Origin of the sequence: Thermus tenuipuniceus (assembly GCF_002964845.1) — a bacterium.
Classification (GTDB): domain Bacteria; phylum Deinococcota; class Deinococci; order Deinococcales; family Thermaceae; genus Thermus; species Thermus tenuipuniceus.
This window is the reverse complement of record NZ_KZ672956.1, coordinates 1-12,527: the sequence shown is the minus strand read 5'-3', so window position 1 is coordinate 12,527 and position 12,527 is coordinate 1. Positions and strand designations below refer to the sequence as shown.

The window sequence follows — 12,527 nt, the reverse complement described above, 5'->3', positions numbered from 1 at the left end:
GCACGATCAGTAGGGTGCCCCTTCTGGAAGCCCTTCCATACCCGGCCTGTCCGGGTGTAGACTCCTTGCATGTGGTGGAAGGAAACCGTGATCTACCAGATCTATCCGCGAAGCTTCCAGGACACCAACGGGGACGGCATCGGCGACCTGGAGGGGATCCGCAGGAGGCTTCCCTACCTGAAGGACCTGGGAGTGGGGACCATCTGGCTCTCCCCCTTTTACAAAAGCCCCATGAAGGACTTCGGCTATGACGTGGCCGACTACTGCGACGTGGATCCCATCTTCGGAACCCTGGAGGACTTCGACCGCCTCCTAAAGGAGGCCCACGCCCTGGGCCTCAAGGTCCTCATCGACCTGGTGCCCAACCACACCTCAGACCAGCACCCCTGGTTCCTGGAGTCCCGCAGCTCCCGGGATAACCCCAAGCGGAACTGGTACATCTGGAAAGACCCGGCCCCGGATGGCGGCCCTCCCAACAACTGGCAGAGCTTCTTCGGAGGCCCCGCCTGGACCCTGGATGAGGGCACCGGCCAGTACTACCTCCACCTCTTCCTGCCTGAGCAACCCGACCTCAACTGGCAAAACCCTGAGGTGCGGGAGGCCATCCACGAGGCCATGCGCTTCTGGCTTAGGCGGGGGGTGGATGGCTTTCGGGTGGACGTCCTTTGGCTTTTGGCCAAGGACCCACTCTTCCGGGATGAGCCGGGAAACCCCGAGTGGCGGCCCGGGCATCCCGACCGCCTCCGCCACGACCACCTCTTCACGGAGGACCAACCGGACACCTACGCCTACGTGCGCGAAATGCGCTACGTCTTAGACGAGTTCAGCCAGCCCGGACAGGAGCGGGTCATGGTGGGAGAGATCTACCTTCCCCTCCACCGCCTGGTGCGCTACTACCGGGCGGGGTGCCACCTCCCCTTCAACTTCAGCCTGATCACCCAGGGCCTCCCCGATTGGCGGCCCGAGAACATTGCCCGCATCGTGGAGGCGTACGAAAGCCTCCTCACCCCCTGGGACTGGCCCAACTGGGTTCTGGGCAACCACGACCAGCCCCGGCTGGCCTCGAGGCTCGGGGAGGTCCAGGCCCGGGTGGCCGCCATGCTCCTATTCACCCTACGGGGCACACCCACCTGGTACTACGGGGACGAGTTGGCCTTGCCCAACGGGGAAATCCCCCCAGATAGGGTGCAAGACCCCGCCGCCCTGAGGCAGAAGGACCGCGTCCCTGCGGGCTACCACAGCCTGGGCCGGGACCCGGAGCGCACTCCCATGCCCTGGGATACCTCCCCCCACGCCGGTTTCTCCACGGTGGAGCCCTGGCTTCCCCTAAACCCCGACTGGACGGTGCGAAACGTGGCCGCCCAGGAGAAGGATCCGAAATCCATGCTCCATCTGGTGAAACGCCTCATCCGCCTTCGCCAAGACCCCGAGCTCCTCTTCGGCCCCTACCGCACCTATTGGGCGAGAAACGGCCTCTACGCCTACCTGCGAGGGAAAGGCCTCCTCGTCGCCCTAAACTTCACGGACCGGGAAAGGGTCTTGGAGTTACCGCAACAGGGCTGGGTGGTCCTCTCCACCCATCTGGACCGGGAAGAGGCCGTGGGGGAGACCCTGCGCTTGCGCCCGGTTGAGGGGGTGGTGGTGCGACTAAGCTAGGGCCAGGATGCGGGAAGATCCCTTTGCGACCCTAGCCGAGGGCTACGAGGCCTGGTACGAGACCCCCCTGGGGGCCTTTGCCATCGCCGAGGAGGAAAAGACCCTGAGGACCCTCCTCCCCTCAGGGGAAAGCCTCCTCGAGGTGGGAGCGGGAACCGGCTACTGGCTTAAGCGCCTTCCCTATGCCCGAAAGGTGGGGCTGGAACCCTCCTTAGCCATGCTCCAGGTGGGGCGAAGGAGGGTACCGGAAGCCACGTGGGTAGAAGGGCGGGCAGAGGCCCTCCCCTTCCCCGGGCAAAGCTTTGACGTGGTCCTCCTCTTCACCGTACTGGAGTTCGTGGAGAACGTGGAGAAAGCCCTCGTTGAGGCCAGAAGGGTCCTGAAGCCCGGGGGAGGCCTTTTGGTGGGGATCCTCGAGGCCCTCTCCCCCTGGGCAGCCTTGTACCGGAGGCTCGGGGAAAAGGGCGTTCTCCCATGGGCCCAGGCCCGTTTCCTCACCCGCGAGGACCTGAAAGACCTCCTGGGCCCGCCGGAGGCGGAAGGGGAAGCGGTCTTCCTGGCCCCTGAGGCCAAGCCCCCCTTCGCCGAAGCAGACGAGGCAGGCCGGCGGGCAGGAAACCGGGGCGCCCTATACTTGGGGAGATGGCGGTGAAGGTCCTCTTCGCCCTCTACCCCCTCCTGCAGGGGGACTACCGGGCAGTGGAAAAGGCCCTTTTGGCCCTGGAGGGAAGCGGGGTAGACTACCGTACCCACCCCACCCATACGGAGCTTTCCGGGGAAGAGGAGGCGGTCTTCCGGGCCCTCGAGGCGGCCTTCAAAGCCGCCGCGGCGGAGGGAGCCACGGTGATGTGGGCCCTTTTCACCAACGCCTGCGAGGCCAGGGACCCTTTCCGCAAACCCGAGCGCCTAGGGCGTTTTCCCCCTTTGGAAATAGCCCAAAAAGCCTTGGAGGGCCTGGCCGCCCATAGCGCCCTCGACATCGGCACGGGGACCGGGGTCTTCGCCGAGGCCTTCGCCTCCCTGGGCCTCTTTACCGTAGGGGTAGACCCCAGGTCCGACCGCCTCGAGGTGGCCCGGGCCAAGGTGAGGGAGGCCCGCTTCCTGGAAGCCCGAGCGGAAAGCCTCCCCTTCCCCCACCAGAGCTTCGACCTGGCCTTCTTCGGCCTAAGCCTGCATCACCTGGACCCCATCCCCGCCCTAAAGGAGGCGGCCCGGGTGGCCCGGCGGGTGGTGGTTCTGGAATGGCCCTTCCGCCAAGAAGACGAAGGGCCTCCCCTAGAACGCAGATTTTCCGCAGAAAGGCTACGGGCCCTCTTTCAGGAAGCCGTGGGAAGCTCTCCCCAGGTCACCCAAGAGGAAGGCTATACCCTCGCCCTTTGGGAAAACCACCCTTGAGGAAGCACAAGGAAGGGGATAGACTGGGAATGGCCCTCGAGGCAAGGAGGTGGGGTATGGCCCGCAAGATCCTGTTCCTGGTAGGGGATTTCGTGGAGGATTATGAGGTCATGGTGCCCTTCCAAGCCCTGAAGATGCTGGGCTTTGAGGTGCACGCCGTCTGCCCAGGCAAGCGCTCCGGCCAGCGGATCCGCACCGCGGTGCACGACTTCGAGGGGGACCAGACCTACTCGGAAAAGCCCGGCCACAACTTCACCCTGAACTACACCTTCGACGAGGTGGACCCTGCCCACTACGACGCCCTGGTGGTCCCTGGTGGGCGGGCCCCGGAGTACATCCGTCGGGAACCCCGGGTGCTGGAGATCGTCCGCCATTTTTTTGAAGCCAACAAACCCGTGGCCGCCATCTGCCACGGCCTTCAGGTGCTCACAGCCGCCGGGGTCATGCAAGGGCGGAAAGCCACCGCTTACCCTGCGGTAGGCCCAGAGCTCACCCTGGCCGGGGCCCATTACGAGGAGGTGCCGGTGGACCAAGCGGTGGTGGACGGCAACCTGGTCACCGCTCCCGCCTGGCCCGCGCACCCCGTCTGGTTGGCCCGGTTTTTGGAGGTCCTGAGGGTGCGGGTAGAGGGGGTGTAATACCCTTTCCTCTGGTCTCGTTCTCTAAGCCCCCACGAGATGACGCCTACCGGAGGTCCTTTCCGGGGCCCCCACCCTGGCGCAAGCTAGGGTGGTATAAAAAGCCTGAGGGCCAGGCCCTTCCGGCCTGGCCCCTTTGGTGCCGGGGGCGGGACTCGAACCCGCACGTCCTTGCGGACAGCAGATTTTGAGTCTGCCGCGTCTACCGGTTCCGCCACCCCGGCGCGCGCATCCTAAGGATAAGGCCCAAGAGGAAAAGCGTCAACGCCACCCCCACCGCCCAGTCCCCGTAGCGGACGTAAAGGGTACGGCCCTCCTTCAAGCCGTAGGGAGCCAGGAGGTACCCCTCCTGGTGTGGGGGAATCTGGGCCACCACCCGGCCATAGGGGTCTATGCTGGCGGTGATGCCGTCGTTTCCCGCCCGTAAGAGCCAGCGCCCCGTTTCCACCGCCCTAAGCCGCCCCAGGGCGAAGTGCTGCTTGCCGCCAAAGGAAGGACCATACCAGGCATCGTTGGTGAGAAGGACCAGCACCCCCGCCCCCTCCCGAACCAAGGTGCGGGCCACGGAGGGAAAGGCGGATTCGTAGCAGATCATGGTCCCATAAGGGCCGAGGGGCGCCAGCCGGTCCCCTGGCGTACGGTCCGCCAGATCCCCTAGGCCAAAGGCCTGGAAGAAAAACCCGTACACCCCTCCCAGGGTCTCCCGGAAGGGAAAACGCTCCCCGAAAGGCACCAGGCGCACCTTGTCGTAATGGCCCAGCGTCCTTCCGTCTTGGTAAAGGACCGCCCGGTTGGGGCCATAGAGGTTGAGACCCGTGAGGAGGAACCGGCCCTCTAAGAGGTGGTCTATGCCTCCCGGGATCTGCCAGACCGCCGTCTCTGGCCAGACCACCAACCGGGCCTCGGGATGCCTTTGCAAGCCCTCCTGCGTGAGGCGGAGGTAGACCTCCTCGCCCAGCTCCCCCTGGACCTTGGCCAAGGGGTTGATGTTGCCCTGAACCAAAAGGGCCCTTTCCCCACCGGTAACCGGGGGTAAGGGAAAAAGCCAGAGGGCCCCCCAGGGCAGAAGGAGCCAGTAGCGCCTCTCGCTCAGACCCCAGGCCAAAACCAGGACCAAGAGGGAAAGGAGGTACACCCCGCCCCAAGCGGCCAGCACCCGCCCCGGGGCCTCTACCAGGCTGTAGCCCAAGAACCCCCAGGGAAAGGCCAGATCCCCTTGCTCCGTGAGCCACTCCAGCGCCACCCACCCCCCCACCCGGGCCAGGGGCGTGGGGGTGAGGGCGAAGAGGAGGCCAAAGGAAAGGGCCTTGAGAAGCACCAGGGGAAGGAAGGGCAGGGCCCCTAGGGGGCCAAAGAGCTGGGCGAAGCTTTGGGGAAGCCAGATGAGGTGCAAACCCCAAAACCCCAGGCCCATGAGGAAGCCCGTGCGGAAACCCCCTTGAAGGAGAAAGGCCAGGACCACAGGGGCGAAAAAGCCGAAAGGGAAAGGAGGCAAGGTGAGGGCCAGGAGGAGGCCGAGGAGGAAGGGCCGCACCCTTTTAACATAAGGGGTAGGCCCAGGTTCTTTCACAGGTCTTTCCCAAGTTGCGTGGGAAAATGAACCCATGCGGCTAGGGGTCCTTTCCGATATCCACGCCAACCTGCCGGCCCTGGAAGCGGCCCTCGAGGCCCTGCGGGATGAAGGCGTGGACGAGATCCTGGTGCTCGGGGACCTGGTGGGCTACGGCCCCCACCCCAAACAGGTCATCGGCCGCCTCATCAAGGAGGGGCTTCCCGCCATCGCCGGGGCCTGGGACTTAAGGGTAGCCTACCCTCTGCCGGGCACCCTGCCCGAGGGAGTGGGCAAGGCCACCCTGGCGTGGACCCGGTCCCAGCTTTCGGAAAGGGAACTGGACTACCTCCGCTCTCTAAGGCTTTCCCACCGGAAAGTTTACGGGGGAAACCGGCTGGTGGCCTTCCACGGCACCCCTGGTAACCCCGAAAGCCACCTGGACCTCCTGGGCCCCGCCAACCAGCTCCTGCCCCATCTGGAGCGCTACGGCGCCGCCACCCTCCTCCTGGGAGGCCGGCACCTTCCCCTATCCCGCCGGGTGGGCCTGGGCCTGGTGGCAGATCCGGGAAGCGTGGGCCTCTCCTTAAGTGGAGAACCCGGGGCCGATGCCATGATCCTGGACACGGAGACCCTCGAGGTCCGCTTCCTCAAGGTGCCCTACGACCTAGGTCCCCTCATCTTTGACCTCAGGGCTTGGGGACTCCCTCCGGTTCTGGAAAAGGTCTACCGCACGGGGCACTTCCCCAAGGAGGACTGAGGCCTCGGCCCGAATCCCTTCATCGGGATCCCTTAGAAACTCCTCAATCCCCAAGCCAGCCCGGTAAAGGGCATGGAGGGCCGTGCGGCGCACCAGGGGATGGGGGTCTTTGGCCGCCACCGCCATGAGTTCTTTCCCAAGGCCTAGACTGCTCAATACGATAAGGGCATTCCGAGCCATGCGGGCCCTTCCCGGGCGGGCGAAGGCCGTATCCCCGTACCTCCTTTGGAACGCCCTTCCCGAGAGGCGAAAGAACTCGGTTAGGTCCGGGTGGGCCAGCTCCGGCTCCGGCCTAAAACCCCGCCACACCCGGCCAAACCGCTCCCAGGGGCAGACCTCCTGGCAGAGGTCGCACCCCAAAAGCCACTCCCCTATCCCCGGCCAAACCTCCGGCGGGATAAACCCCTTGTGCTCCACGGTAAGGTAGCTCACGCACACCCGGGCGTCCAAGGTGCCATCCCCCAGAAGGGCCCCCGTGGGACAGGAGGCCAGGCAACGGGTACAGCGCCCACAGCGGTTTGGGTGCGGAGGGGAAACCTCCACCTCCAACGAGGTGAGGAGGACACCAATAAGGGCATGCACGCCAAAGGTCGGCGAGAGGAACATGCCGCTTTTCCCTATCCAGCCCACCCCCGTAAGGGCCGCCAGGGTGCGCTCGGGGAGGGGCCCGTGGTCCACGTAACCCTTGGCCTCGATCCCCATGCTTCTGGCCAGGGCCTCGAGGGCCTTCACCTCCTCCCCCAGAACCAGGTGGTAGTCCCGCACCCAGGCATACCGGGCCACCCGGCCCACCCGGACTCCCCCTTTGGGCACCCCGGGGTCAGGGTAGGCGTAGGGGGCGAAGACCACCAGGGCGCTCCGCGCCCAGGGAAAGCGGTGCTCCGGGTGGAAACGAGCCTCCACGCCCCGCTCCAAATAGGCCATTCCCCCGTGCCGTCCCTCGGTCAGGAAGCGCCGGAAGCGGCCCTCCGCCTCCTCCGGTAAGGCCAGGGGAGCCCAGGCATGGAAAAGCCCCCGCTCCCGAAGGGCTTCCTCTAGAAGCGCACGGGGCTCCACGGCCCCACTTTAGGGCAAAGGGCCAGGGAAAACCGGTATAATCCCCGGCATGGAAGAGGTAAAGATCGCCCTCCTGGGCGGAGGCACCGTGGGTAGCGCCTTTTACACCCTGGTCCAGGAGCGCCTCGAGGACTTCCATGCCCTGGGCTTCTCCCCTCGGTTTCTGGGGGTCTTGGTGCGGGATAGATCAAAGCCCAGGCCTATCCCTGACGAACTCCTACACACCGAACCCATGGACCTCCTGCAGGCGGACGTGACGGTGGAGGCCATGGGTGGGGTGGAGGCCCCCCTCAGCTTGGTCCGCCCGGCCCTGGAAGCGGGTATCCCCCTCATCACCGCCAACAAGGCCCTTCTGGCGGAGGCCTGGGAGGCCTTGCGCCCCTTCGCCGAGGAAGGGCTCATCTATCACGAGGCCAGCGTCATGGCCGGCACCCCGGCCCTATCCTTTTTGGAAACCCTCAGGGGAAGCCAGCTTTTAGAGCTCCACGGGATCCTGAACGGCACCACCCTCTACATCCTCCAGGAGATGGAAAGGGGACGGACCTATGAGGAAGCCCTCCTCGAGGCCCAGCCTCTGGGCTACGCCGAGGCGGACCCCACCTTGGACGTGGAGGGCATCGACGCCGCCCACAAGCTCACCCTTCTGGCCAGGCTCCTGGTGGACCCTGCCTTCCCTTTCTCGGAGGTGCAAATCCAGGGCATCACCCGCCTAACCCCGGAACTTCTCCAGGAAGCCCAGTCCCAAGGGAAAAAGGTGCGTCTGGTAGCAAGTCTCTATGGGGAAGGGGGGCGCTGGCGGGCTGCGGTGGCCCCCCGGCAGCTGCCCCAGGACCACCCGCTGGCCCGGGCCCAGGGCAACATCCTGTGGGTGCGGGCAAGGCCCCTAGGCGAGGTTTTTGTTACGGGGCCGGGGGCCGGGGGCGGGGCCACGGCCAGCGGCCTTCTGGCGGATCTCTTCCGCCTCCTATCGGGAAACCTGGGCCACCTCCCCGCCCCGGCCCCAACGCCTTCCAGGGAGGAGGGAACCCCTTTCCCCGGGGTAGAATAAGGGCGTGCCCTTCCTGAACCTCCTCCGCCCCGTGAGCGACGAGGAACTGCGCCAGCTCTCGGCGCAAAACCCCGGCTGGCAGTTGGAGCGATGGGAAGACGGGAGGCTTATCGTGTCGCCTGTAGGGGGGGAAAGCGGCCACCTGGAAGCCCTCCTTCTGGGCCAGCTTTACCGCTGGAACCAGGAAAAGGGCCTGGGGTACCTCTTTAGCTCGAGCACCGGGTTTCGGTTTCCCAGCGGAGCCGTGCTCTCCCCCGACGCCGCCTTTGTGCTCCGCCACCGCTGGTTGGCCCTATCCCCGGAAGAGCGGGAAGGCTTTCCCACCTTGGTCCCCGATGCCGTCTTTGAGATCCGCTCCCGAAGCCAAAGCCTCGAGGAACTCCGGCAAAAGGCGCAGGCTTACCTGGCCCAGGGGGTACGCCTGGCGGTGCTTCTGGACCCCTACGCCCACCAGGTGGAGGTCTTCCGTCCCGGTAGGGCCGAGAGGTACCAGGACCCGGAATCCGTCCCCTTGGACCCGGAGCTGCCTGGCTTTGCCCTAAAGGCCCAGGAACTTTTTCTATAGGGCCATCCTCCCACGCTTTGCCGTGGGAAAGGCCCTGCCCTTGCTTCGGTAGGGCAGACCTGGGACCCTTGACGGCTTAGCCTCCTAGGGGGAAACATATCCCCATGCGGCTTCCCCTCATCGAACGGTACCGGGCCCACCTTCCCGTGTCCCTGAACACGCCCGTGATCTCCCTTTGGGAAGGCTCCACCCCCTTGATACCCTTAAAAGGCCCTGCGGAAGCCCAAAGACGGGGCATACGCCTCTATGCCAAGTTCGAGGGGCTGAACCCCACGGGAAGCTTCAAGGACCGGGGCATGACCCTGGCGGTTTCCAAGGCGGTGGAGGAAGGAGCGAAGGCGGTGGCGGCTGCCAGCACGGGAAACACCGCCGCCAGCGCCGCCGCCTACGCCGCTCGTGCGGGAATAAGGGCCATCGTCATCCTGCCCGCGGGCTACGTGGCCCTGGGCAAGGTGGCCCAGAGCCTGGTCCATGGGGCGCGGATTATCCAAATCGAAGGCAACTTCGACCAGGCCTTGGCCCTTACCAAGGCCCTCACCGAGGCCTATCCTGTGGCCCTGGTGAACTCCTTGAACCCCTACCGCCTGGAAGGCCAGAAGACCCTGGCCTTCGAGGTGGTGGACGAGCTGGGGGATGCCCCCCAGTACCACGCCCTGCCCGTGGGCAACGCCGGCAACATCACCGCCCACTGGATGGGGTATAGGGAATACCACGCCCTGGGCAAGGCGAGCCGCCTCCCCCGGATGCTGGGCTTCCAGGCAGCGGGCGCCGCTCCCTTGGTCCTGGGGCGGCCCGTGGAGAAGCCGGAAACTCTGGCCACCGCCATCCGCATCGGCAACCCGGCCAGCTGGCAAGGGGCTATGCGGGCCAAGGAGGAATCCGGCGGGACGATAGAGGCAGTGACAGACGAGGAAATCCTCCTCGCCTACCGCTACCTGGCCCAGGAGGAAGGAATCTTCTGCGAGCCCGCCTCCGCCGCCGCCATGGCCGGGGTATGGAAGCTCCTTAGGGAGGACCGGTTGGATCCGGGAAACACCGTGGTCCTCACCCTCACGGGCCACGGCCTCAAGGACCCGGCCACGGCGGAAAAGGTGGCCGAGCTTCTACCCCCGGTGCCGGCGAACCTCGAGGCGGTGGCCCAGGCTGCTGGACTAGTGTGATAAGCTTGGGCCATGTCCGAGGTCAAAAGCACCCCCAAAAAGCCCAAGGAACCCTTCCCCGGAGCCTACTACCTGGCAGGGGCCATCACCATCGCCCTCATGCTTTGCTTCATGGTCCTGGGAGCCACCCTTCCCCCCGGGATAGCGGGGTTCCTAGTGGCCTTCGTCCTGGGCCTCACCGTAAACCCTAAGTACGTCCCCTTCTTTTTCGTGGCGGGGGTCTTCTCCGCGGTCATGGGCTTTTTGGGGCAGGAGCCCCAGGTGGCCTGGGGCGGGGTGGCCCTGGTCCTTTCCCAGGTGCTGGTCAAACGCTTTAACTGGACCTGATGAACCCTAACCGCCTATCCCAAAGCCTGGCCCTCCTGGGTGTGGCCGCTTACGCCTACTTCCTCTTCCTACGCCCCAACCAGGAGGGAATGGCCCTAGCTGTGGGCCTCTTCGTGGGCACCATGGGCGTCGCCTATGGGGAGAAGCCTTTTCCCGTGCCCTTCTTTGTGGGTCTTTACGCCCTGCTCTTCCTCCTTCAGCTCCTCTTCGGCCACCCCATCCCCTTCCTCACAGGGGGTGCCCTGGGGGTAGGCCTTCCCTACCTGGTCTACCGCTTGCGAAAGCCCGCCAAGTAGAGGAGGGCTCCAAGGAGCATCCCCTCTCCCAGGGCCGGCAGGTAAAGGAGGAGTTCCCGGACATCCAGGCGCAGGTAGAGGAGGAGGGGCCAAGGGGTGAGGGCCCAGGCCAATCCCGGCCTGCCGTACCCCGCAGCCAGGAAGATTCCTACACCCAGGCCCCTTAGGTAGGCCAGCCACCCCGAGCCCAGCTCGTTTTGATACACAAACCAGATGAGATTGACCCAGACCCCCAAGGCCCAGAGGGGAAGGCGGTGCTGCCAGCGGAAGGCCAGGAAGAGGAGGAGGGAAAACCCCAGCACCTCAAGCACGGGCCGCCTCCCGGGAGCCATGGGCCTCGAGGTAGGCCACCAGGACCTCCAAGGCCTTCTCCACCGCCTCGTCCAGATCCTCACCCGGGATGACGGGAACCCCTTCCTCCTGGGCCCAACGGAGAAGGTGGTCCTGGATAAGGCGGATCTCGGCGAAGTGGGTGAGGTATTTCTCCTGCGGCCGGGCATGGGCCGTCTCCCGGTCCCTAAGGAGAAAGCGGTCCTGGTGAAGCTTCTCGTCCTGAAGCACCACCAGCATGGGAACCGTGAGCACCCTGTCCCGGTAGGGATGGTCCAGGTAGCGGGGGACCACATGGACCCCTTCCAGCACGATGGAGGTTCCCTCGAGGGCGCTTCGTTCCTGGATGGCCCTAAGGCCCACCGCCACCCGGGCCACCTGGTCCAAAAAGCCCCGCATCACCCGCTCCTCGTGGCTTTCCTCCCCGCTCAGGTCCGGCAGAAGGGCTTTCCAGGCCTCAAAGGTGGAAAGGTGCAGGGTGGGAAGAAGGTCCTGGGAAAGGGAGGCCCGGAAGACCTCCCGCACGGCATCGGAGGGAACGATGTGGGTGATGCCCAAGCGGTAGGCCAGGGCCGAGGCCAGCACGCTCTTCCCCACCCCGGTTACCCCACCGATGAGGATGTGCACCGGGCGGGCACTTCGCCTCAGGCTTCTAAGGAGCAAGTACCGCCTGGCCACCTCCTCCCCCGCCTCCCTGAGAAGGGCCTGGTACACCCTTTCCCGAAGCTCATTCCGCCGGATCACCCTCCGCCCCTCCTGGCGCAGGGCCTTTTCCATCTCCCGGGCCAGCCGGTACGCCCGCTCGGGGGAGAACCCAATGCTCATCAGGGACTGGGCCAGGATGCCTTTGGAGAAAGGCATCCGGGGTTCGCCGCTTTCCTCCTCCACGAAAAGCTCCCCGGCGAAGGCCTGGCGCTGGAGGTAGCGCCTCTTGGCCCCCTTGCCCAGGGCCCGGCCCACCACCTGGGCCACCACCTCCTCCAGGCGGCGGGCGGAGATCTGCCTGACCCCTTCCTGCCTGAGGTAGCCTTCCACTTCCTTGGCCAGGTCGTGGGCTTCCTTCAAAGAAAAACCCGCCTCCTCGAGGCTCCTCGCCAGAAGCCCTTTGGAAAAGGGACGGCGCTTCCTTCCCTGGAGCACCAGGATCTCCTCAAAGGGAAGGGTCTGCCTGGAAAGCCTCCCCGCCACCTCCTCCCCCAGGGCCCGGGCCACCTCCTCCAGGAAGACCTTGCGCAGGACCCTAGGGGGCACGGCCAACTGCCCTTCCGCCTTGAGCCGCTCCTCCACGGTGTGGGCCACAGCCTGAGCGGCCTCGAGGGGCACCCCCAAGGGCAGAAGGGCCTCCACCAAAAGCCCTTTGGAAAGGGGCCACCGGCCTCGCCTTAAGCGCACAAAGACCTCAGCCACTCTCTGGCATCATAGCATCTTCCCTTCAGGAAGGGGCTTTCTGAACCCGGACAAACACATGTGAGACGCTGAAGGGGATAAAAAGATGGGGAACCGACCCTGCGGAGGTTCCCCCTATGCAGCTTACCACGGTTGGCAAAGACCTATGGCGAGGAGCTAAGGAAGCGCAGACTCTGGCCGAGGCCGGAGCGGGCGACCCGGATGTCCAGGAACGCCTTCGCAAGGTGAAGTTGGTGAAAGCCTTGCGGGAGGGCAAGAGGAGCCGGGATGAGGTCCAGGAGCTTTTGGGCATCAGCCGGGCTACTTACTACCGTTGGGAAAGGGCTTTGAGGGAGAAGGG

The 12,527-nt window shown here is 65.4% G+C and carries 15 protein-coding genes and 1 tRNA gene; 11 read left to right on the top strand and 5 right to left on the bottom strand.

Annotated features, from left to right (window positions below; genetic code table 11):
- Positions 1-69 precede the first annotated feature (69 nt).
- The 4 genes from C2847_RS00080 to C2847_RS00065 are packed head-to-tail and all read left to right on the top strand — an operon-like array spanning position 70 to position 3,689.
- Positions 70-1,656 (top strand): alpha-amylase family glycosyl hydrolase, encoded by a 1,587-nt coding sequence (locus tag C2847_RS00080; protein ID WP_105316460.1) that lies wholly within the window; start codon positions 70-72, stop codon positions 1,654-1,656.
- 7 nt (positions 1,657-1,663) lie between these two features.
- Entirely contained in the window at positions 1,664-2,308 is a 645-nt protein-coding gene (locus C2847_RS00075) for a class I SAM-dependent methyltransferase (protein WP_105316459.1), read from the top strand.
- On the top strand, positions 2,299-3,051 hold the full coding sequence (locus C2847_RS00070) for a class I SAM-dependent methyltransferase (protein WP_105316458.1): 753 nt from the start codon (positions 2,299-2,301) through the stop codon (positions 3,049-3,051). Before C2847_RS00075 ends, C2847_RS00070 begins: the two co-directional genes overlap by 10 nt.
- Positions 3,052-3,107: 56 nt before the next feature.
- Positions 3,108-3,689, top strand: coding sequence for a DJ-1/PfpI family protein (locus C2847_RS00065; RefSeq protein WP_105316457.1), 582 nt, complete (start codon positions 3,108-3,110; stop codon positions 3,687-3,689).
- 137 nt (positions 3,690-3,826) lie between these two features.
- On the opposite strand, the gene C2847_RS00060 is transcribed toward C2847_RS00065, so the two are convergent.
- Together C2847_RS00060 and lnt are read right to left on the bottom strand one after the other, a co-directional pair.
- Positions 3,827-3,913: transfer RNA gene (locus C2847_RS00060), tRNA-Leu, on the bottom strand.
- Positions 3,892-5,223 (bottom strand): apolipoprotein N-acyltransferase, encoded by a 1,332-nt coding sequence (gene lnt / locus C2847_RS00055; RefSeq protein ID WP_105316456.1) that lies wholly within the window; start codon positions 5,221-5,223, stop codon positions 3,892-3,894. Before lnt ends, C2847_RS00060 begins: the two co-directional genes overlap by 22 nt.
- 70 nt (positions 5,224-5,293) lie before the next feature.
- Between lnt and C2847_RS00050 the strand changes: the two genes are divergently transcribed.
- Complete coding sequence (locus tag C2847_RS00050) at positions 5,294-5,998, top strand: metallophosphoesterase family protein (protein ID WP_105316455.1); 705 nt, start codon at positions 5,294-5,296, stop codon at positions 5,996-5,998.
- On the opposite strand, the gene queG is transcribed toward C2847_RS00050, so the two are convergent.
- Entirely contained in the window at positions 5,906-7,054 is a 1,149-nt protein-coding gene (gene queG, locus C2847_RS00045; protein WP_105316454.1) for a tRNA epoxyqueuosine(34) reductase QueG, read from the bottom strand. The two genes, C2847_RS00050 and queG, sit on opposite strands and share 93 nt — an antisense overlap.
- A 49-nt stretch (positions 7,055-7,103) precedes the next feature.
- Here queG and C2847_RS00040 point away from each other — a divergent pair, with 49 nt between their 5' ends.
- The 5 genes from C2847_RS00040 to C2847_RS00020 all read left to right on the top strand — a co-directional run bounded on the left by C2847_RS00040 (position 7,104) and on the right by C2847_RS00020 (position 10,450).
- The gene (locus tag C2847_RS00040; RefSeq protein ID WP_105316453.1) at positions 7,104-8,102 is read left to right on the top strand and encodes a homoserine dehydrogenase; all 999 of its coding nucleotides are present in this window, start codon (positions 7,104-7,106) and stop codon (positions 8,100-8,102) included.
- A gap of 4 nt (positions 8,103-8,106) precedes the next feature.
- Positions 8,107-8,667, top strand: coding sequence for a Uma2 family endonuclease (locus C2847_RS00035; RefSeq protein ID WP_105316452.1), 561 nt, complete (start codon positions 8,107-8,109; stop codon positions 8,665-8,667).
- Between the two features lie 104 nt (positions 8,668-8,771).
- Complete coding sequence (gene thrC, locus C2847_RS00030; RefSeq protein ID WP_105316451.1) at positions 8,772-9,827, top strand: threonine synthase; 1,056 nt, start codon at positions 8,772-8,774, stop codon at positions 9,825-9,827.
- A gap of 12 nt (positions 9,828-9,839) precedes the next feature.
- Complete coding sequence (locus C2847_RS00025; protein ID WP_105316450.1) at positions 9,840-10,154, top strand: hypothetical protein; 315 nt, start codon at positions 9,840-9,842, stop codon at positions 10,152-10,154.
- On the top strand, positions 10,154-10,450 hold the full coding sequence (locus tag C2847_RS00020) for a hypothetical protein (protein WP_105316449.1): 297 nt from the start codon (positions 10,154-10,156) through the stop codon (positions 10,448-10,450). The genes C2847_RS00025 and C2847_RS00020 overlap by 1 nt, the downstream gene beginning before the upstream one ends.
- Here the strand turns inward: C2847_RS00020 and C2847_RS00015 are convergent.
- The gene (locus C2847_RS00015) at positions 10,423-10,761 is read right to left on the bottom strand and encodes a hypothetical protein (RefSeq protein ID WP_105316574.1); all 339 of its coding nucleotides are present in this window, start codon (positions 10,759-10,761) and stop codon (positions 10,423-10,425) included. The two genes, C2847_RS00020 and C2847_RS00015, sit on opposite strands and share 28 nt — an antisense overlap.
- Complete coding sequence (locus C2847_RS00010) at positions 10,754-12,187, bottom strand: ATP cone domain-containing protein (protein WP_164835586.1); 1,434 nt, start codon at positions 12,185-12,187, stop codon at positions 10,754-10,756. Before C2847_RS00010 ends, C2847_RS00015 begins: the two co-directional genes overlap by 8 nt.
- A 116-nt stretch (positions 12,188-12,303) precedes the next feature.
- On the opposite strand from C2847_RS00010, the gene C2847_RS00005 reads away from it, so the two are divergent.
- Positions 12,304-12,527, top strand: a 224-nt coding sequence (locus C2847_RS00005; protein WP_128415144.1) for a helix-turn-helix domain-containing protein, incomplete at its 3' end; no start/stop codon positions are given.

Bases quoted from the DNA above. Each gene is read 5' to 3' on its own strand.
- C2847_RS00080 (WP_105316460.1), top strand. From the start codon at position 70: ATGTGGTGGAAGGAAACCGTGATCTACCAGATCTATCCGCGAAGCTTC.
- C2847_RS00075 (WP_105316459.1), top strand. From the start codon at position 1,664: ATGCGGGAAGATCCCTTTGCGACCCTAGCCGAGGGCTACGAGGCCTGG.
- C2847_RS00070 (WP_105316458.1), top strand. From the start codon at position 2,299: ATGGCGGTGAAGGTCCTCTTCGCCCTCTACCCCCTCCTGCAGGGGGAC.
- C2847_RS00065 (WP_105316457.1), top strand. From the start codon at position 3,108: ATGGCCCGCAAGATCCTGTTCCTGGTAGGGGATTTCGTGGAGGATTAT.
- C2847_RS00050 (WP_105316455.1), top strand. From the start codon at position 5,294: ATGCGGCTAGGGGTCCTTTCCGATATCCACGCCAACCTGCCGGCCCTG.
- C2847_RS00040 (WP_105316453.1), top strand. From the start codon at position 7,104: ATGGAAGAGGTAAAGATCGCCCTCCTGGGCGGAGGCACCGTGGGTAGC.
- thrC (WP_105316451.1), top strand. From the start codon at position 8,772: ATGCGGCTTCCCCTCATCGAACGGTACCGGGCCCACCTTCCCGTGTCC.
- C2847_RS00025 (WP_105316450.1), top strand. From the start codon at position 9,840: ATGTCCGAGGTCAAAAGCACCCCCAAAAAGCCCAAGGAACCCTTCCCC.
- C2847_RS00020 (WP_105316449.1), top strand. From the start codon at position 10,154: ATGAACCCTAACCGCCTATCCCAAAGCCTGGCCCTCCTGGGTGTGGCC.